The sequence below is a fragment of the Speluncibacter jeojiensis genome (genome assembly GCF_029589495.1).
GTDB classification, from domain to species: Bacteria; Actinomycetota; Actinomycetes; order Mycobacteriales; family Mycobacteriaceae; genus Speluncibacter; species Speluncibacter jeojiensis.
Genome location: NZ_JAAIVF010000009.1, coordinates 44,771 through 62,367, shown reverse-complemented (window position 1 = coordinate 62,367; position 17,597 = coordinate 44,771). Strand labels below are relative to the sequence as shown.

Here is a 17,597-nt window from a genome sequence, read left to right as displayed (position 1 = left end):
GGTAACCGATACGAATTTGCAGATCGAATACGGCAGCGAGACCAGTGGCGCGTACCAGCCGATGGGACGGGCATCGCTGATCGACGTCGGCCCTGCGCCGTCGTGGCGGACGTTGCGCCTGCCCATGTCGTCGATACCCGCTGCGGCCCAGGCAGTGAGGATCGTGGCGGATGTCCGGAACCCCGCCCCGGATCAGTGGATCGCGTTCACCCCTCCGCGCGTGCCACACCTGCAAACCTTGCAGCACCTGATCGGTTCCCACACGCCGGTCCTGCTGGACTGGCCCGTGCCGCTGGCGTTCACCTGCCAGCAGCAACTGAACACGCTCAACGGCGTCGCTCAATTGCCGAAGTACCGGATCCTGGCCAACGGTGGCCTTCCTGTCGTCGCCACCAATTGGGAAGGCCCGCAAGGCGGCGGGCCCGTCGGCTGGGCCCAGCTTTTGCTGTCGGCCCAGACGGTCCCCACCTACCTGAACCACGACTGGAAACGCGACTGGGGCTCGCTCGAGCGCTACACACCACTGGTGCCCGACGCTAGGCCGGCAGACCTGGAACTCGGCACCGCCACCCGATCAGGACTGTGGAACCCCAGCCCGATCCAGCACTGAGCGTGCATCTCGTCGGCGATGTTCGAATCAACGGTCGAGTTGACAAACACAGAGGCACCCTGGTTCGAGTGTCGGAGCGCAACGGCGACTCATCGGTGCCCGCCTTACGGCTCCATCCTCCGGACCCTAGGGCATCGACTATGAGTTCGCTGTGAAGCCGACTGCGGCCACGGGAGTCCCGCAGGCCGCGGACCAGGTCAGTTGCGCGCGAACAGCCGCATCGCCTCGTCGACAACGGCCGCGCGCGTGCGACCGTCCGGGTCGGCGTCGGGCCGCAGCCAGATCGAGGCGTGGTTGAGGATGCCGTGCAGGCAGTGCAGCGCGACCGACGGATCCGGGCAATCGAACTCGCCCGCCGCGACGCCACGGTCGACGACGTCGCGGAAGAGCTGGTCGTGCCGACGGCGCATCGTCTTGATTGATTCCTCGTGCACCGGCGGCCACGGCGCGGGGAACGAGAACACCTTCCCGACCTCCGGGTAGCGCACGGTCAGGATGTGCAGCTGCTCGGTGATGAGACGGCGCAACTGCTCGGTCGCGGTACGGTCGGCGGCCTCGTCCAGCGCCGCGCGGAGGCTGGTCAGGACGTCGCCGGTGAGCTTCTCGAGGGCCTCGGCGACCAGCGCGTCCTTGCTCGGAAAGTAGTGGTACAGCGTGGCTTTCGCGATGTCGGCACGCTCGGCGACGTCCTCGAAACGCAGCCCCTGATAGCCGCCGCCGGAGAGGATCTCGAGCGCCGCGGCGACCATCTCCGCCTTGCGACGATCGCGACGGCGGGCGATGCGACCGGTGGGGGCGGCGGGCTCCGCGTGGGCGGTCGACGTCATTGCCCGATGATACCGACCGGCCCAATCATCGACCATGAAGTATAGGATTCGACCGAAGAGTCGAGTTTTGGAGGCAGTCGATGCGTGAGACGACCGGACGCCCGTCCGCCTACTTCGAGCGGGTGGCGGACGATCGCCTCGTCCCGACCGTGCACGCGGGTGGCGCCTGGTCCGACGACGAGCAGCATTTCAGCCCGGTCGGCGGGTTGCTCGTCCACGAGATCGACCGGCACCGGGCCCGCGAGGGCCGTCCGGCACTGCCGATGGGGCGGGTCAGCTTCGACATTCTCGGGCGTATCGGCTTCGAGGAGTTCGAGGTCGAGGTCGAGACGGTGCGTCCCGGGCGGACGATCGAGTTGGTGCAGGCGACGATGCTCATCGGCGGGCGTTCGGTCGTGACGGCCCGGGCCTGGTTCCTCGCGACGCTCGACACGGAGGCTGTGGCCGTCGTCGACGCGGGACAACTGCCCGGTCCGGAGTCGGCCGAGCCGTGGCCGCTGTCCTCGGTGTGGTCCGGCGGGTACATCGCCTCACTCGACACCCGGCGGGTCGGCCAGGCGCGTCCGGGCCGCGGGACCGTCTGGGCATCGAGTCGGGTGGATCTGGTGGCCGGCGAACGGGCCGGGGCGACAGCATCGTTCGTCGCGCTGGTCGATACGGCGAACGGGATCGCGGTCCGTCAGGACCCCGCCGAATGGATGTTCCCGAACCTCGACCTGACCATCCATCTGTTTCGCCAGCCCGAGGGGGAGTGGACCGGACTCGACACCACCGTCACCTTCGGCGGCTCCGGCCAAGGCCTGACCAGCACCGTTCTGCACGATGTGCGCGGTCCGGTCGGCTCCGCCCAGCAGATCCTCACCGTGCGACCGCAGCCGGCGACCGTACCCGCGCGCTGACGGCGGCGCCCGGACCTCAGCTCACGGCACGTCGACGGTGACCAGTCCCGGCGTCGTCGTCCCGGGCAGTGGCACCAGGACGGCAACGACGCGTCCGGGACCGGTGGGCAGGGTCGCTTCGGGAGGGTGCCCGTTCAAGCCGTCCGAGAGCCGCGCCGTTCCGGTGGCGCCCGTCGACAGGTTCAGCCAGTGGACGTCGGACTGGATCAGGCAGCCCCACCGGTCCGGCAGGGTGCCGGCGATCGTCACCGCACCGGATGCGCCCCCCACCTCGGCGGCGCAGTGGGTCGGGGGAACGTCGAAGCTGCCGTGGGGATTTCCGAACGACGCGGGCTGCACCTGGAACGGCACGGTCACCGCGGCGGCGACCGTGGCCGACAGGACTGCGACCACCGCGGCGGTCACACAACAGCCGGCTCCGCGAACGAGCGTCCTCACATCGGCCTCCTGCGGATGGGGTGTCGCCCATCCTCCTCCCGGCGACCGTTCCGTGCGTGCCGAACCGGCAGGCTACGCCTGGGGCAGGTACAGCCGGGCCCGTTCGATCCGGTGCCCCACGAACTCGAGCAGCGCCACCCCGGCCCGGTCGCCGGTGTGCACCGTCGCCGTCACCGAACGGCCGGCGGCGACGAACTTCGTCCAGTCCAGCCCGCGCGCCTGCTCGACGAACTCGTCGACCGACACCGCGGTTCCGGCCGGGCACTCCAGCCGTGCATCAGAGGTCAGCACCGCACGGACCGCCGCAGTGTCGCCGCGCCTCCCGGCGGCCGCGAATCCGGCCGCCGTGCGCTTGCCGGCGGCGCCGACCCGACGCAGTCCCTTCATGAACCCGACGACTCCGCCGACCCCCTGATTCGACAGCATCTGCGGGGTGAGCTTGAGCGCCGCGGCCAGGCCCGGCACCCCGGCGCGTGCCAGCTGCACGATCATCGTCGGCAGCTCCCAGTGGGCAGCGAGCAGAGCGACCTTGAGCGCGCCCTCCTCCTCGACCAGGTCGTACCGCAGATGGGTCGGGACGTTCAGTGTCACGCCGGTCGACATCGTCGTCACGATCGTCAGATCTCGGAAGACCGTCGAACCGCACACCACGTCGTGATCGACGTCGAAGACGATCGTGTTGGGGGCGATGAAGGTGTCGTAGAAGCGGCCGATCGCCTCGCGGCCCTGGTGCGGGCGCGACCCCACCGGGTCGTTGACGACGCCGCCGCGGGCCATCAGGTCCAGCCAGGCGGACCGGTCGTGCACGGCCACCGCGGCCGGCGAGGCCTCCACTGTCTGCAGCGCCTCGGCTGCGGTCGGCTGCTTCGCCATCGGGAACAACACCTTTCGTCGAGATCCGGCGGGCCACACGCCAGCAGTAAACTAGAACATGTTCTCCTGGTCACACAAGATTGACTGCATTCCGCAGGAGGCGAACCGCGACCTTCAGTAGAACGCGTTACAGTTTCGGTCCGTTGGTGCTCTGCCCATGGATATTCTGCTCGGAAGGCGGTCGCGATCGTGCAAACCTGGACCTCATCGGCCGATGTGGTGGTCGTCGGATACGGCGGCGCGGGTGTCGTGGCGGCGCTGGCCGCCCGGGAATCCGAGGCCGACGTGGTCGCCCTCGACCGCTACCTCGGCGGCGGCGCGACCGCACTGTCGGGTGGCATCGTGTACGCGGGCGGCGGTACCTGGGTGCAGCGGGCCGCCGGGGTCGACGACGACATCGACGGCATGATGGCCTACCTGCGCGCCGAGGTCGGCGATGTCGTGAGCGAGTCGACGTTGCGCCGGTTCTGTGAGGGCTCGCCGGCGATGATCGATTGGCTCTCCGGCCACGGTGTTCCGTTCGAGGCGTCGCTGTGTCCGTTCAAGACCTCCTATCCGACCGACGACTACTACCTGTACTTCTCGGGCAGCGAGAACGCCGGGGCCTTTCGGGACCTGACGCCGCCGCGGCAGCGCGGGCATCGCGCGCACGGACGCGGGGTGTCGGGCAAGAAGCTGTTCGGGCCGTTGGCGGACTCGGCTGCGCGCCGTGGCGTGCGCGTGCAGACCGGGACCCGGATCACCGGCCTCGTCGAGGAGGACGGCCGAGTCGTCGGCGTCGAGGGGACCACGCTCGCCGCGGCGCCGGAAGCCGTGCGGCGACGCTTCGCGGTACTGGCCCGGGTCTCGGCGAAACCCGGTGTGTACCACCAAGGATTGCGTAACACGGTGCAGGCGATGCTCGATCGGATCGAGCGGCGGCACGGGAAGCCGGTCCGCATCGAGGCGCGCTCGGGCGTCATCGTGACCACCGGCGGCTTCATCGCCAACGGCGAGATGGTTGCCCGCCACGCCCCGCGGTACCCGTGGTCGGAGGGACTGCCGCTGGGCACCGCTGCCGACGACGGCAGCGGGATTGCCATGGCCGAGAAGGTCGGCGCCGCCACGGGCCGTATGGACTCGCTGTCGACGTGGCGGTTCATCGCGCCGCCGAGCGCGTATTACGGGGGGATCGTCGTCGACGTCTCCGGCCGTCGCATGGTCGACGAATCCCGCTACGGCGCGACGCTGGGCGCGGCGATCGCGGCCGCGCCCCAGCACCGTGCGTGGTTGCTGCTCGACGCCGACACCGTGGCGGAGGGTCGCGAGCAGATCGGCGGCCAGTCCGTGTGGTTCCAGCGGATGCAGGCCGAGCGGTTGGCTCGCGTCGGCAGCGTGACGGCCGGCACGATCGGGGAGGCGGCGGCCAAGGCGGGTATCGACTCCGCGGCGCTTCGCGACACGGTGGACGCGCACAACCGGGCCATCGAGGGCGGCCGCCCCGATCCGCTGGGCAAGCCCGACGGCATCCGTCGGCCGATCCGTACGGGGCCTTTCACGCTGCTCGACATCTCGTTCAAGTCCCGGGTCAGCTACCCCATGCCGATGTTGACCCTGGGCGGACTGCGGGTGGACGAGGAGAGCGGCGCGGTCCTCACCGGATCCGGCGCGGCGATCCCGGGCCTGTTCGCGGCGGGCCGCGCGGCGGTCGGCGTCTGTTCGAACTCCTACGTCAGCGGGCTGTCGCTCGCCGACTGCGTGTTCTCCGGGCGCCGGGCCGGCGCCCACGCCGTCCTGTCCGTTGCCGCGGAGGGGGCGTCGTAGGACAGATCTGCGACAGCGGGAGGCCCACGAACGGGCGGTTGTGCGACGGCGGTCTCGGCCGATGTCCGCACGACCGCCCGTTCGTTGTGCGTGGGGGACGCGCACCGGATGGGCCGACCCCGTGGAGACGACATTGTCTGTGACCGGTAGTCTCGCAAAACGAACTGGACGGTCGTTCATGCTAGCGGCCGGGCCGGAGGCCGAATTGGGAGTTCGGCCCTGTCGGACCCGGCGTCGAACATGTAACCATCGGTTACGTTCAATTCCTTTACGGCAGCACCGCCCCACCGTCGGCGGCGTTGTCGATCCACGCACTCATGGTCGGAGCTGACGGATGTCGTTGTCGTACTTCTCCCCGCGCTGGTTGCGCTCGCGGGTGGTCCGGATCGTGCTGGCGGTGTGCGTCACGCTGCCGCTCGCGTTCTCCGCCGTCTACATGTGGGCGATGTGGGACCCGACGCACAAGGTCGACCAGCTGCCGGTGGCGCTGGTCGACTCCGATCAGCCGGTCGGCCAGGGCGCCGAGGCGATCCATGCCGGCCGCGACGTGACCGCGCAGCTGCTCGAGTCCGGCGCGCTGGATTGGAAGCAGGTCGATCACGATCAGGCCCAGGCCGGTGTGCGCGACGGCAAGTACTACTTCGCGATCGAGATCCCGCGGGACTTCTCGCGGACCATTGCGAACATCGGCAAGACGACGCATGCGCCGGCGCAGATCGACGTCACCTTCAACGACAACACCGCGACCTACTCGGGGCCGATCGGCAAGCAGGTGATGTCCGAAATCGACAAGGCCGTGCTCTCCGGTGTCTCGACGCAGGTGGCCGACACCGTGCTGGTCGGGCTGAACTCGGTCGGCAACGGTCTGCGCACCGCCGCCGACGGCGCCGGTCAACTCAAGGATGGCACCGGGCAGCTTGTCGACGGCGCGGACCAGCTGCACACCGGTGTGACCCGCGACCTGGCGCCGGGCATGGCCGAGGCAACCAAGGGCGGGCACGACCTGGCGGCGGGCGCCGGTCAGCTCAAGGACGGGCTGGGAACCCTGCAGGCCGGCACCGACACGCTCGGCGCGGGTGCGCGGCAACTCTCCGACGGCATCGACCAACTGGTCTCGAAGGTCGACGACAGCGGCGACCTGGCGGCCCAGGCGGCGGCGCTGCACCGGCAGCTGGCCGCGCTCCCCGGACCGATCGGCCAGCAGGGCGCCCAGGTGCTCGGGATGGTCGACGAGTTGCTCGACGGGCTGCAGCGCCTTCGCGCCGGTAGTCACGAGATCACCCGGCAGCTGACCGATCCCGCCGCCGACTACCGCTCCGGCGTCGACAAGCTGGTGGCCGGGAGCGGCGACCTCAAGGCCGGGGCAGATCGTCTCTCCGCCGGGCTCGACCAGCTGGACGCGGGCGTCGGGCGCGTCGCCGACGGCTCGACCCAACTGGCGGACGGGGCGCATCGGCTCGATACGGGCGCGGGTCAGCTCGACGCCGGCCTGGCGGCGGGCGTCAAGCAGGTGCCGGACCTGAACAACCCCACCGTGCGCACGAGCCTTGCTTCGCTGGTGTCGACCCCGGTGGTCTCCGACGCGCACAACCTTGCGCGCGCCCAGGACCTCGGCCCGGGCGTCGCGCCCGCGATGCTGGCCATCGCCAGCGTGCTGGCTGCGCTCGTGGTGTGGATGACCTTCCGCGCCGACCGCGACCCGGCCCAGGACCTGTCGGGCAGGAGTAGCGGCTACCGGCTCTTCCGTCGGCTGCTCGCCGTCGGCTTCATCTCGGTGGTGGCCATGGCGGCGGTCACCGCGAGCATGTGGCTGATCCTGTCGCCGGCTCCGTCACCGGCGAACATCCCGCAGCTGCTGGTGGTCGTCGCGGTCGGCACCGTGATGGCGATGTCGCTGGTGGGCCTGGCATACACGGTGTTCGGCTACATCGCCGGCACGCTCGTCTCGCTCGCGGTGCTGATGCTGCAGACCTTCGCGTTCGGTGGCGTGTGGATGATCGAGACGGTCCCGGCGCCGTTCCGGTGGCTGCACCCCATCGCGCCGATGACGTACATGCGCAAGGGGCTGATGGCGGCCTTCAGTGATGGGCAGGGATTCGGCTCGGCAGTGCTGGTGATGGTCGCGATCGCCGCGGCCGCCATCGGGCTGCAGTATCTGTTCATCCAACGCGGGTGGAACCGCTACCCGCACAAGCCCGGCCGGGCGATGAATGCCCATACCGAGCGGACCTTGGAGGCGCAGCACAGCATGGCGTACTGACCTCGAGCGGGCGGTTGTCCGGGCAAACGTCGAGTGGCGTCCCGCACAACCGCCCGTTCGGCGACCCGGTCACGCCGCCGCCGGCCGGAAAACTCGTTGCCGCCACTCACGGTCGATTCGTACCCTGGGATCGCCACGCCCCCGACCGGAAGAAGACTGCCGCCATGGACCCGATCACCGAACGTGACATCCGCTCGTCGTTCGTCAACTGCTCCAAGGGCGACGCGAAGCGCCTGCCGGTGCCGCGCGATCTCGACGCTCGCCCGTGGAACGACCTGGACTTTCTCGGGTGGACCGACCCGTCGTATCCCGGCCGGGGCTATGTCGTGGTGCCGCAGGACGACCGCCTGGTCGGCATCGCCATGCGCTTCGAGACCGGCGGGTCGGGCAAGGCTCAGATGTGCACGATCTGTATGACCACGCACACCGGCGGCGGGGTGTCGCTGATGACTGCGCACAAGGCCGGCGAGTCTGGCCGCAAGGGCAACTCGATCGGCACCTACATGTGCACCGACCTCGCCTGTTCGCTCTACGCGCGCAACAAGAAGCGGCCTGCGCTGGGCAACCGTTATCGCGAGAACCTCACGGACGAGGAGAAGGTCGGCCGGGTGCGCGAGAACATCGACGCGCTGATCGCGCGCCTGTACAGCTGACCGAACCCTCGACGTCTTCGCCTCTTGTTCAAAGGAACTGGCGGCACCGATCGAATAACATTCGGGTGACAGTCAATCGAGGGGTGATCCACGATGAGAGTGCTTTCGCTGAAATCGCTGTGTGCGAGGGCCGTCGTCTTCTACGTGATGTGGACCGCGCTTCTGGTGTGGCCGTCGCATCGGAGTCTCGGCTCGGCGGCGGTCAGCGGTGCGGTCGCGACGGCGTTGTTCATCACGATGATGTGGTTCGTCGAGCGCCGGTCCACAGGCCGTGCCGCTCAGGCAGACGGCGCCGACCAGAACGGGTAGACGAAGTGGCCCGGCCCGCCGCCGGGAAGGCCCGCCCCGGTGGACCCGGGGAAGTCCAGCGGCAGTTGGACCAGCTTGTGCGGATTGCCCTGGAGGTCGGCCTGCCAGCAGTCGAGCTTGACCCCGTGGAAGCTCTCGCACACGATCTTGGTGCTGGTGCCGAACGGCGAGGTCAGCCTGTCGGCGCTGACGAACGGGTTCCAGTAGCCGGGGTCGGCCGGAGTCAGGAAGTCCGCGGTCTCGTACGGTGCGGTCGGAGTCGGGTAGGGCGGCGGTGTCGGCCACGAATCCGCGAGTGCCACCCCCGCTCCGGCGGTGGTGACGATGGACCCGGTCAGCACCGCGGTCGCGGCGAGGCGGGTGACGCGGCGGGTGCGCTGTCGCATGGCTCTCCTCGGGTAGTGCGGACATTCACCCGATCTATCGATCAACAGCCGCAATTCGTTGCACCGGCGAAGTTCATGGGCGCACCGGCAAGCATTCCGGGCCGTGACGAGGCCGGCCGCGGCGGTGCGCGGTCGGCCGTGTCAACAGGTGTTCAGATCATCGTGTCGTTCAGGCCATCTCCGGCACGTGCAGGTGCGCGATCGCGAGCTCGAATTCGCAGGCCTCCAACTGCTCGGCGCCCATGTCGCGCAGGCCCTCGGTTCGGATGGACTCTGCGGCCTCACGGCCACGCCGCATGGCGTCCATGCTGTCGAAAGTCGCCGAGGACACCGCCCGCCCGGCCGCGTGATCGACCATCAGGCTCGCACTGCAGAATCCCTCGAGATCCTCCATCCGCGGGACCAGGCCCATCTTGTACACGTCGACGGCCCGGTCCATCCGGCTCGGCTCGGCCTTCAGCCAGGTGACGCGGACACATGCGCCGCGCGCGGTCCGGTGGTCGCGGTGCAGCGCCGCGATGTCCCAACGCTGAACCTCGGTGGTGCCCTTGAACATCGCCGCCGACTGGTCACGCAGCTCGCGAACCGGACCCTCGCTGGCGCGCAGCGAGTCCTCGTCGCGCCACGAACTGGTGGCGATGCAGCGACCGGAGTCGCGGTCGACCAACAGGGACAGTCCCAGACACCCCTCGATGTCCGTCAACTCCGGCATCACGGAGTTGCGCACGTGGAGGATGCCTTGATCGATCGCCGACGTATGCGCGTGAATCGTGGTAGAGCGTGCGTACACGTTCCACCCCCTTCTGCTCGGGGGCAGCGCCCCGGCGGCGCCGCCGGTCACCGTCCACCATCCTCGCCCGCGGGCCCGGTGGCAATGGTTTGCGAGGGCGTTCCCACCTGCGTGACGGCCGCCGTCGCCGCGTGCCTACGGTGGTGTCGTGGCACAGATGAGCCCGCGGGACGCGCAGCTGTACTGGGCGTCCGCGCGGATGCCGAACGATCAGTACCTGCTCTATGCGTTCGAGGACCTCGGCGCGTCCTGGACCTCGGTGCGCGACTTCGTGGCCGGCCGGACGTGGTCGATCCCGGACCTGCGCGTGCGGGTCGAGGACGTGCCCGCGCACCTGGACTACCCCTACTGGGTCACCCGCGAGTTCGGCGACGACCAACTGGTGGAGCATCCGCTCGAGGATCCGACCTGGCAGCGTTGTCTGGACGACGTCGCCCGCCGGCTCGGGGACGGAGTCGACGCGCGGGTCAGCCCGTGGCGGCTGCACCTGTACCGGGCGGTGCGCGGCGTGCCGGGATGTGCCGACGCACCGGCGGTGGTCGCGGTGCTGCAGCTCTCGCACGCACTGGCGGACGGACGGCGCGCGGCCGCGATCGCCCGGGCGCTGTTCGGCCCGGAACCGGCGGACCAGCCGCCGCCGGAGCACCTGGCGGTCCCGACGACGCCCACGACGCTGACGCGGGCGGTGCTGCGCCTGCCCGGCCAGGGCGCCGGGTTGGTGGTGCGCGGAGTGGAGGCGTTCCGCGCGCACCGCGACGAGTGTGCGCTGGTCGAGCGCGGCGAACTGCCCGCCCCGCTCGCGTCTCGCCCGCCGACCGCGCTGAACAGTCCGCCCGGGCCGCGGCACGACCTGCGCGTGGTGGTCCGTCCGCTGTCGGCACTGCGGGCCGAGGGAGTGACGGTGACCGTCGCCGCGCTGACCGCGATCTCGCTCGCGCTGCCGCGGTATCTGGCCGAACACGGGAGCCCGCATGTTCCGCGACTGGGCGCGGAGGTCACCGTCGCCGATTCGGTCGCTCAGTCGTCGCCGGTACTGTCCCGCAACAACTTCCGCAACATCTCGGTCGACCTGTTCCCCGACGAGCCGGACCTCGAGGTGCGTGCCGGACAGATCGCCACCGTGCTGGCCGGGCGCCGGGTCAGGTCGGCGCACGAGTTGGTGCGCCGTCAGGAGCGGACCCTCGACGTGCTGCCCGCCGCGCTGCTGCACGCGGGTATCGCGGGCCAGGCGGTCGACCGGGCGCCCGAGGCGGTGTCGGGGCACACGGTCCTGACCAGTGTCGATCGTGGCGCGGCTGACCTGTCGTTGCTGGGCGGACGGGTCCTGCTGACGGCGGGCTTCCCGGCGCTGTCGTCGGCGATGGCGCTGACCCACGGCGTCTACGGCATCGGTGACACCGTGACGGTCTCGGCGCATTCCGGCCGTGCCGTGCTGCCCGATCCCGACCGCTACGCCGCGATCCTCGGCGAGTCGATCGACGCCGTCGGCCGCGTGCTGCGCCGGTGACGGTCGGTGGCGCGCACCACGACGACGTTGCGCGCGACCGCCGGTCGGCCGATGATCGAGGACATCTGGAGAGGGAGGTCTACATGCCGTCGATCACGCCGGAGACCACACTGGGCGACCTGGTGACCGAAGATCCCGCGCGGACGCGGATCCTCGAGTCGTTCGGCCTGGACTATTGCTGTGGCGGAAACCGTCCGCTCGCCGCGGCCGCCGCCGCGGAGGGCGTCTCGCTGGCGGAGGTGATCGCGGCGTTGGAGAGCGGGCCGGCGTCGTCGCCGCCGGAGTGGTCGTCGATGGACATCCCCGGACTGGCCGGCCACATCGAGTCGACCCATCACGCGTTCGCGTGGAGCGAGTATCCGCGGATGACCGCGCTGATCGACAAGGTGGCCGGTGTGCACGGGGCGAACCACCCGGAGCTGGCCCGCGTGCGCCAGGACTTCGCGGAACTGCGCGAGGACGTAGAACCGCATCTGCGCCGCGAGGAGATCGACCTGTTCCCGGTGTTCGGCGACCTCGATCCCGAGATGGACGTCGCGGTCAAGGATCGGCTGATCCTGCAGGTGGAGGCGATGATCGCCGAGCACGACCGGGCGGGTGAGTTGCTCGCGGACCTGAGGGAGATCACCGGCGGCTTCACCCCGCCTGAGGACGCGTGCGCCTCCTACACGGCGATGCTTGCGGGGCTCGAGGAGATCGAGACGGACCTGCACATGCACGTGCACAAGGAGAACAACGTGCTGTTCCCGCGGGTCATCGCGGTGCTCGACGACTGAACCTCGCGTCCTCCCGGAGGAGCGTCACACTTCGCGGAGCATCACACAGGGCCGGTGCGCACCCCTCGTGCGTACCGGCCCTGAAGTGTCACGTCGACGGCTGTCGCCCCATCTCACCGTCGCGGAGTTCGATCAGTTGTTCGTGTGTGCCCCCGCTTCGACCATCTCCCGGTGGTGGGTCTCGGCGAGCGGGCGACGCTCGGTGCGCGGCCACTCGCGGCGTTCGGCCTCCACGCGCGGGAGCGGATCCAGGCGGTGGTGGTAGATCAGTTCGTACTTACGCGAGTCCTCCGCGCTGGTTTCCGGCTCGAGCGGATCGCGGTGTGGCGCAGCAACCTTGGTGGAGTGCAGGTCCCACCGCAGGGTGGCGGCCAGGAGGCCCGCGCCCAGCACCAGCAGGGCCGCGGTCAACACACCGGCGGCGATCATCGCGCCGCTCATGCCGTCGGCCAGGCTGACGAGCCAGAGCGCGTAGCAGGCGATACCGAGCAGGCCCAGCGCGTATCCTGCGAGTCCAGACAAGTTGTTACGCATGGAAGCTCCTTGATGGGGATGTGATCGGTAGCCCTCGGACGGGTTCTCCGTAACTGCCGGTGAACGCTGCATCGCGTATACCGTTAGGTTCGCTCGGTTTTCGTGAGCTGTCCAAGACAAAAGAGTCGCGACAGCGATAGCCTGTACCTATGCCTGGCTCGTTCGAGCTGCGCCACCTGCGGTATTTCGTGGCCGTGGCCGAGGAGGGAAACATCACCCGGGCGGCCGCGCGGCTGCGGATCGCCCAGCCGTCGCTCAGTGCCCAGATCAAGTACCTGGAGAAGGTCCTCGACGTCGAGTTGTTCCGGCGCCGTCGGCTCGGCGTCGAGCTGACCCCCGTGGGCGCCCGGTTCCTGACCGAGGTGCGGGCGACGCTCCGGTCGGTCGACTCGGCGGTGGCGGTCGCCCGGATGGCGGCACGCGGACAGGCCGGCATCCTGCGGATCGGCATCATCGTCGGGGTCTACATCGAGCCGACGATCCAGTTGCTGCAGGGGTTCAAACGCCGGTACCCGCAGGTGCGGGTCGAATACTCCGACTACACGTTCGCGGACCCGTCGGCGGGCTTGAACACCAACGAGGTGGACGTGGCGTTCGTGCAGCCGCCGTTCGTCCACGAGGGGCTCAGCTTCCTGGAGGTCTACACCCAGCCGCGGGCCGCGGTGGTCGCCGAGGACCACCCGCTCGCGCAGCGATCCGAGGTGCTGGTCAGTGAGTTGTTCGACGATCCGTGGGTCGTCTCGGCCACCGACGACGAGGTGTGCCGGGACTTCTGGCTGGCGATGGACCACCGCGGGGGCAAGCCGCCGCGGCTCGGTCCGGCCGCGGCCACGATGGAGAAGTACATGCGGTTGGTGCAGAGCGGTGAGGCCGTCGGACTCTCCGAAGCCTCCACAGAACTGGCGTTCCCCCGGCCCGGGGTGCGGTACGTGCCGGTGGCCGACCTCGAACCGGTCACCACCGCGCTGGCGTGGCGGGCGGACTCGGCCAATCCGCTGGTCCAACGGTTCGTCGACCACGCCCGCGGACATCTCGCCGCCGACCCGTACGACGGCACGGTCGGTGCGCCGTGAGCCCGCTGTTCGTCGCCGACCCCGCCGCGTCCGTGGTGCTGGCGCTCGCGCTCGCCGCCTTCGTCGGCTCCGAGTACCGGATCGGGCGCACCCATCCGGGACGGCCGGAGCTGAGCCGCGACGAATGGAGCGGTGCGGCAGTCGGACTCGGCCTGCTGGCGGTGTACGTCGGGGGAGCGGTGATCAGTGTCCTGGTACCGGCGACCGTGATCGGCAGGGGAGCCTGGTGGTGGTTCGCGGCGGGCCTGGTGGTCGCGGCGTGCGGGCAGGGTCTGCGGCTGCGTGCGGTGCACCAGCTCGGTGCGGCGTTCACGGTGCGGGTGCAGACCGCGCCGGGTCAGCGCGTGGTGGACACCGGGCTCTACCGCCGGATCCGTCACCCCTCCTACACCGGAGCCCTGATCTGCGCGCTCGGCTTCACGATCGCGTACACCAACTGGTTGTCGCCGCTGACCGTGCTGGTGCTCGCGGCCGCGTACGTGGTGCGGATCCCGCACGAGGAGCGGGTGCTGATCGCGGGCCTCGGCGAGCCGTACCGTCGCTACATCGGCCGCACCAAGCGGGTGATCCCGTTCGTGCTGTAGCCGCCGATGAGTTTCCGGTCGCGGAACGGTCCACCTGTGCGAGACCGATCACCGCACGCACCGAGGAGACCACGATGACCGCAGCAGACGGAGCACCCGTGAAGGGGCCCGTCTCGTACTTCCCCTCCATCGAGAAGAAGTACGGGCAGCCGATCGAGCACTGGATCGAGCTGATCCGCACCTCGGACCTGGCCAAGCACATGGACCTGGTGAACTGGCTCAAGGCCGAGCACGGGCTGGGACACGGGCACGCGAACGCGTTGGTGGCGCACACGCTCAAGCAGCAGTGAGCGGTGCGGGCGCCGGGTGTCCGGCCCGGCGCCGCCGGCTCACGCGTCGGTCGCGGCGAGGTCGATGTCGAATCCGGCGAGGGTGCCGGGGTCGGCGACCACGCCGAGTTCGACGATCCGGCCGGCGACGACCGTGAACGTGAACACCGACCGAGCGGTGCCGTCCGGAACGTAGGCGGCTGCAGGCCGACCGTCGAGCGTGACGACGCGCGCCTCCCTGGCGCGGCCGACGAACGCCCCGGCCACCGCGTCCGCACCGTGCACCACGCCCGCCAGTGCCGGGGCCCCGTGCGCGAGCGCCGCGGTCGCGGCCGCCACCGCGGCGTCGTCGGCCCGCAGGACGACGTCGGGGTCGAGCAGGGTGAGCAGGTCGTCGAACCGGCCCTCGCGGGAGGCGGTGAGGAACGCCTTGATGACCTGCTGGCGCTGTGCCGTGTCCGCCGGCGACGGTGCGTCGGCTCCCTCGCCGGCGGCCGGGCCCTGGACCCGGCGCCGGGCTCGGCTGGCCAGCTGCCGGGTCGCGGCGGGGGAGCGGTCGATGATCGGCGCGATCTCGTCGAAGGGCACCGCGAACATGTCGTGCAGCACGAATGCCAGACGCTCGGCCGGGCTGAGGGTGTCGAGCACGACAAGCATCGCCACGCCCACCGAATCGGCAAGCAGCGCTTCGTGTTCCGGGGCTGCACCCGGATCCGTGTCGGCCGGGTCCACCTGCGCGTGCTCGTCGAGGGAACTCTCCCGCCGCGACCCGCGTGAGCGCAGCATGTCCAGGCACACCCGGCTCATCACGGTGGTCAGCCATCCGCCGAGATTCGACACCGCGGTGGTGTCGGCCCCGCCCAGCCGCAGCCACGTCTCCTGCACCGCGTCCTCGGCCTCGACGGTCGACCCGAGCATGCGATATCCCACCGCCCGCAGATGGTCGCGATGGGTCTCGAACTCGCGCGCCAAAAATTCGTTGTCCACAGCTGTCACATTCTTCCGTCCCGATCCGTCAATGAGGTGAAGGACAACGAAACGCGCCGAGAGCGGTGTGATCGGCAGCAGTTTCACCGACACGAGCGTGATCGACGGCAATGCCGTCGACAGCAGGACTACAGGAGAAGACGATGAAGGCACGCATGAACCAGCCCGCGATGGTGCTCCCCGGCACGATGGACGCCCTTCTCGCGCTGGGCAAGACCCTCGAGGGGACCGGGCTGCCGGCCCGCACCGTGCACCTGGTGCACCTGCGTGCCAGCCAGATCAACGGGTGCAGCTACTGCGTGGAGATGCACGCCCGGGAGGCGCTCGACGAGGGGGACACCATCGAGCGGGTCGTCGCGGTGGGGGCCTGGCGCGAGTCGCGGCGTTTCACCGACGCCGAGCGCGCCGCGCTGGCGCTGACCGAGGAGGTCACCCGGATCGCCGACCGGCCCGACGCGGTCTCGGACGAGGTGTGGGACACCGTCGCTGACCATTACGACGAGCAGCAGTTGGCGGCGCTGACCATGCAGATCGCGATGATCAACCTGTGGAACCGGCTCAATGCGACGGTCCGCCAGCCCGCGGGCGTCGCACCGCGGGACTGATCCGCAGACGCACGACGGACGGCCCGGCGGTACACACCGCCGGGCCGTCGCGTCGCTGCGAGCAGAAGCCGGGATCTACAGACCGGGGCGCTTGCCGACCGTCAGGGTGACCTCGCCGGTGTGCGCGAAGAAGTCGTTGCCCTTGTCGTCGACGACGATGAACGCGGGGAAGTCCTCGACGCCTCGTCGTCGTTTGATGACCGGCGGTCTACGAGGGCAAATAGGCATCGATAGGTACCTCAGCGAGGGTCTCCTCGACCAGCTTGTTGATCCATTCGACAAGGCCGACCATGAACTCTCCGACCGTGGCTCCAGTTTGGGCTTTCGTTGCGAGCCTCGGTTTGATGGTATTTAGGTGCGAGCGTTCGATCCCGATCGAATTGCTTACATTATTTGTACTCAAATATTTAGGGTTGGCTACTTGCTGAATTAGATCTACTGGTAGATAACGTTCGATCCCGACAAAACTCTGGCCAAGCTCCGGGTTGCACAATGATTCCGGGCACACGATGCTCCTCGAATAAGGATGTTCCTTCAGGGCGCCATCAAGGCTGGATGTCTTTTTGCCGTCCTCCCAGTCCTTGAGTGCCAAAATGAATGCGCCATCTGGGCGGGACCGGAGTGCGGACTTGTTGGTTTTGATGTAATTTAGCAGACCGTCGCCTGAAGCTCCGACCTCAAGGTCTTCGTCGGGGGATACGAGTATCCACCTAGGGCGCAGGTCGGCCTCGCGAATTGCTTGTGTGAGATATTGCTTGTCGGTTTTACCTTCAACGATCACGATGGGTGTATCCGGATGGGTCATTAACGGGTGCCGGAAGGATGTAATTCGTTGTTTGGCTGAGGCGGCAAGGGCATCGCGTGTTTCTAGTGTTGCGATAGAGGACCCAGATCTGCTCGGAGACACGACTACAGTGTGGTTCGCGTTCCTGACAAAGTCATCCTCGTGGGTCGTGATGAAAACCTGACGACGTTCGTTCGCTGCGTACTCGTAGAGATCTGTTGCAAACCTAGTTCGAAGACCGGCGTGGAGAAATGATTCAGGTTCCTCGAGCCCCCATATGCTGGCCTGTACCCAGCCGAAGCTGCGCTTTCGTGCGGCACTATCTTGCAGATGAAGAAAATGGAGCAGGGTAAAAGCCTGCGCTCCGGATCCTTCTTGGGTGATGTCGTGTACAACGTCGACGCCTGCAACGGCGTTCATTCCCAGTTCAAACGCCAGGTCTGCAAGGTCCTGTGGTACGGCGGCTGATATTTGTAACCCATCGATGCCGCGGGCGACCGACTCTGATACGGGCGCAAACATTTGATTTGCGGACACCGTTAACTCTTCGAGAAGGTTGACGGAGGTCTTGCTGGAATTCTTCCAAGTCTTCATTATTTCGGGGCGTAGCGCTTTCCAGTACCTCTTTGA

General features: G+C 68.8%; 20 protein-coding genes and 1 pseudogene. 12 read left to right on the top strand and 9 right to left on the bottom strand.

Annotated features, from left to right (window positions below; translation table 11 throughout):
* The coding region (locus G4X40_RS21980) for an arabinosyltransferase C-terminal domain-containing protein (protein ID WP_277835765.1) at positions 1–610 on the top strand (610 nt) is incomplete at its 5' end.
* A 197-nt stretch (positions 611–807) separates the two neighbouring features.
* On the opposite strand, the gene G4X40_RS21975 is transcribed toward G4X40_RS21980, so the two are convergent.
* Positions 808–1,437 carry a TetR/AcrR family transcriptional regulator gene (locus G4X40_RS21975; protein ID WP_277835764.1) on the bottom strand — a complete coding sequence of 210 codons (630 nt, stop codon included), beginning with the start codon at positions 1,435–1,437 and terminating at the stop codon, positions 808–810.
* Positions 1,438–1,517: 80 nt separating this feature from the next.
* On the opposite strand from G4X40_RS21975, the gene G4X40_RS21970 reads away from it, so the two are divergent.
* Positions 1,518–2,336 (top strand): thioesterase family protein, encoded by an 819-nt coding sequence (locus G4X40_RS21970; protein WP_277835763.1) that lies wholly within the window; start codon positions 1,518–1,520, stop codon positions 2,334–2,336.
* A 21-nt stretch (positions 2,337–2,357) separates the two neighbouring features.
* On the opposite strand, the gene G4X40_RS21965 is transcribed toward G4X40_RS21970, so the two are convergent.
* Both G4X40_RS21965 and G4X40_RS21960 read right to left on the bottom strand, forming a co-directional pair.
* Entirely contained in the window at positions 2,358–2,774 is a 417-nt protein-coding gene (locus G4X40_RS21965) for a hypothetical protein (protein WP_277835762.1), read from the bottom strand.
* 72 nt (positions 2,775–2,846) lie between these two features.
* Positions 2,847–3,647 (bottom strand): nuclear transport factor 2 family protein, encoded by an 801-nt coding sequence (locus G4X40_RS21960; protein ID WP_277835761.1) that lies wholly within the window; start codon positions 3,645–3,647, stop codon positions 2,847–2,849.
* Positions 3,648–3,836: 189 nt separating this feature from the next.
* On the opposite strand from G4X40_RS21960, the gene G4X40_RS21955 reads away from it, so the two are divergent.
* The 4 genes from G4X40_RS21955 (at position 3,837) to G4X40_RS21940 (ending at position 8,672) form a co-directional block, all read left to right on the top strand.
* Positions 3,837–5,450, top strand: coding sequence for an FAD-binding protein (locus G4X40_RS21955; RefSeq protein ID WP_277835760.1), 1,614 nt, complete (start codon positions 3,837–3,839; stop codon positions 5,448–5,450).
* A gap of 334 nt (positions 5,451–5,784) precedes the next feature.
* Complete coding sequence (locus tag G4X40_RS21950) at positions 5,785–7,710, top strand: YhgE/Pip domain-containing protein (protein ID WP_277835759.1); 1,926 nt, start codon at positions 5,785–5,787, stop codon at positions 7,708–7,710.
* Positions 7,711–7,874: 164 nt separating this feature from the next.
* Positions 7,875–8,363, top strand: coding sequence for an FBP domain-containing protein (locus tag G4X40_RS21945; protein WP_277835758.1), 489 nt, complete (start codon positions 7,875–7,877; stop codon positions 8,361–8,363).
* Positions 8,364–8,456: 93 nt separating this feature from the next.
* Complete coding sequence (locus G4X40_RS21940; RefSeq protein ID WP_277835757.1) at positions 8,457–8,672, top strand: hypothetical protein; 216 nt, start codon at positions 8,457–8,459, stop codon at positions 8,670–8,672.
* On the opposite strand, the gene G4X40_RS21935 is transcribed toward G4X40_RS21940, so the two are convergent.
* Positions 8,642–9,058: a hypothetical protein gene (locus tag G4X40_RS21935; RefSeq protein ID WP_277835756.1), complete on the bottom strand. Its 417-nt coding sequence runs from the start codon at positions 9,056–9,058 to the stop codon at positions 8,642–8,644. The genes G4X40_RS21940 and G4X40_RS21935 overlap by 31 nt on opposite strands.
* A gap of 169 nt (positions 9,059–9,227) precedes the next feature.
* Complete coding sequence (locus G4X40_RS21930) at positions 9,228–9,848, bottom strand: hypothetical protein (protein WP_277835755.1); 621 nt, start codon at positions 9,846–9,848, stop codon at positions 9,228–9,230.
* A 157-nt stretch (positions 9,849–10,005) separates the two neighbouring features.
* Between G4X40_RS21930 and G4X40_RS21925 the strand changes: the two genes are divergently transcribed.
* Positions 10,006–11,355, top strand: a complete 1,350-nt coding sequence (locus G4X40_RS21925; protein WP_277835772.1) for a wax ester/triacylglycerol synthase domain-containing protein — start codon at positions 10,006–10,008, stop codon at positions 11,353–11,355.
* An 83-nt stretch (positions 11,356–11,438) separates the two neighbouring features.
* Positions 11,439–12,131: an iron-sulfur cluster repair di-iron protein gene (gene ric / locus G4X40_RS21920; RefSeq protein ID WP_277835754.1), complete on the top strand. Its 693-nt coding sequence runs from the start codon at positions 11,439–11,441 to the stop codon at positions 12,129–12,131.
* 132 nt (positions 12,132–12,263) lie between these two features.
* On the opposite strand, the gene G4X40_RS21915 is transcribed toward ric, so the two are convergent.
* Complete coding sequence (locus tag G4X40_RS21915; RefSeq protein WP_277835753.1) at positions 12,264–12,665, bottom strand: hypothetical protein; 402 nt, start codon at positions 12,663–12,665, stop codon at positions 12,264–12,266.
* A gap of 149 nt (positions 12,666–12,814) precedes the next feature.
* Here G4X40_RS21915 and G4X40_RS21910 point away from each other — a divergent pair, with 149 nt between their 5' ends.
* The 3 genes from G4X40_RS21910 (at position 12,815) to G4X40_RS21900 (ending at position 14,612) form a co-directional block, all read left to right on the top strand.
* Positions 12,815–13,738 (top strand): LysR family transcriptional regulator, encoded by a 924-nt coding sequence (locus tag G4X40_RS21910; protein WP_277835752.1) that lies wholly within the window; start codon positions 12,815–12,817, stop codon positions 13,736–13,738.
* On the top strand, positions 13,735–14,322 hold the full coding sequence (locus G4X40_RS21905) for a methyltransferase family protein (protein WP_277835751.1): 588 nt from the start codon (positions 13,735–13,737) through the stop codon (positions 14,320–14,322). Before G4X40_RS21910 ends, G4X40_RS21905 begins: the two co-directional genes overlap by 4 nt.
* A gap of 74 nt (positions 14,323–14,396) precedes the next feature.
* A complete protein-coding gene (locus tag G4X40_RS21900; protein WP_277835750.1) occupies positions 14,397–14,612 on the top strand; it encodes a DUF4287 domain-containing protein in 216 nt (71 codons plus the stop codon).
* A gap of 39 nt (positions 14,613–14,651) precedes the next feature.
* Here the strand turns inward: G4X40_RS21900 and G4X40_RS21895 are convergent, their stop codons facing one another.
* Entirely contained in the window at positions 14,652–15,578 is a 927-nt protein-coding gene (locus G4X40_RS21895) for a sigma-70 family RNA polymerase sigma factor (RefSeq protein ID WP_277835749.1), read from the bottom strand.
* Between the two features lie 143 nt (positions 15,579–15,721).
* Here G4X40_RS21895 and G4X40_RS21890 point away from each other — a divergent pair, with 143 nt between their 5' ends.
* Positions 15,722–16,183 carry a carboxymuconolactone decarboxylase family protein gene (locus G4X40_RS21890; protein ID WP_277835748.1) on the top strand — a complete coding sequence of 154 codons (462 nt, stop codon included), beginning with the start codon at positions 15,722–15,724 and terminating at the stop codon, positions 16,181–16,183.
* Between the two features lie 75 nt (positions 16,184–16,258).
* Here the strand turns inward: G4X40_RS21890 and G4X40_RS21885 are convergent.
* A pseudogene (locus G4X40_RS21885) lies at positions 16,259–16,363 on the bottom strand (fumarate hydratase C-terminal domain-containing protein); the annotation flags it as partial.
* A gap of 28 nt (positions 16,364–16,391) precedes the next feature.
* Positions 16,392–17,561, bottom strand: a complete 1,170-nt coding sequence (locus tag G4X40_RS21880) for an AAA family ATPase (RefSeq protein WP_277835746.1) — start codon at positions 17,559–17,561, stop codon at positions 16,392–16,394.
* Positions 17,562–17,597: the final 36 nt, after the last annotated feature.

Coding starts and splice junctions, on each gene's coding strand:
- G4X40_RS21975 (WP_277835764.1), bottom strand. CDS start 1,437: ATGACGTCGACCGCCCACGCGGAGCCCGCCGCCCCCACCGGTCGCATC.
- G4X40_RS21970 (WP_277835763.1), top strand. CDS start 1,518: ATGCGTGAGACGACCGGACGCCCGTCCGCCTACTTCGAGCGGGTGGCG.
- G4X40_RS21960 (WP_277835761.1), bottom strand. CDS start 3,647: ATGGCGAAGCAGCCGACCGCAGCCGAGGCGCTGCAGACAGTGGAGGCC.
- G4X40_RS21950 (WP_277835759.1), top strand. CDS start 5,785: ATGTCGTTGTCGTACTTCTCCCCGCGCTGGTTGCGCTCGCGGGTGGTC.
- G4X40_RS21945 (WP_277835758.1), top strand. CDS start 7,875: ATGGACCCGATCACCGAACGTGACATCCGCTCGTCGTTCGTCAACTGC.
- G4X40_RS21940 (WP_277835757.1), top strand. CDS start 8,457: ATGAGAGTGCTTTCGCTGAAATCGCTGTGTGCGAGGGCCGTCGTCTTC.
- G4X40_RS21935 (WP_277835756.1), bottom strand. CDS start 9,058: ATGCGACAGCGCACCCGCCGCGTCACCCGCCTCGCCGCGACCGCGGTG.
- G4X40_RS21925 (WP_277835772.1), top strand. CDS start 10,006: ATGAGCCCGCGGGACGCGCAGCTGTACTGGGCGTCCGCGCGGATGCCG.
- ric (WP_277835754.1), top strand. CDS start 11,439: ATGCCGTCGATCACGCCGGAGACCACACTGGGCGACCTGGTGACCGAA.
- G4X40_RS21915 (WP_277835753.1), bottom strand. CDS start 12,665: ATGCGTAACAACTTGTCTGGACTCGCAGGATACGCGCTGGGCCTGCTC.
- G4X40_RS21910 (WP_277835752.1), top strand. CDS start 12,815: ATGCCTGGCTCGTTCGAGCTGCGCCACCTGCGGTATTTCGTGGCCGTG.
- G4X40_RS21900 (WP_277835750.1), top strand. CDS start 14,397: ATGACCGCAGCAGACGGAGCACCCGTGAAGGGGCCCGTCTCGTACTTC.
- G4X40_RS21890 (WP_277835748.1), top strand. CDS start 15,722: ATGAAGGCACGCATGAACCAGCCCGCGATGGTGCTCCCCGGCACGATG.
- G4X40_RS21880 (WP_277835746.1), bottom strand. CDS start 17,561: ATGAAGACTTGGAAGAATTCCAGCAAGACCTCCGTCAACCTTCTCGAA.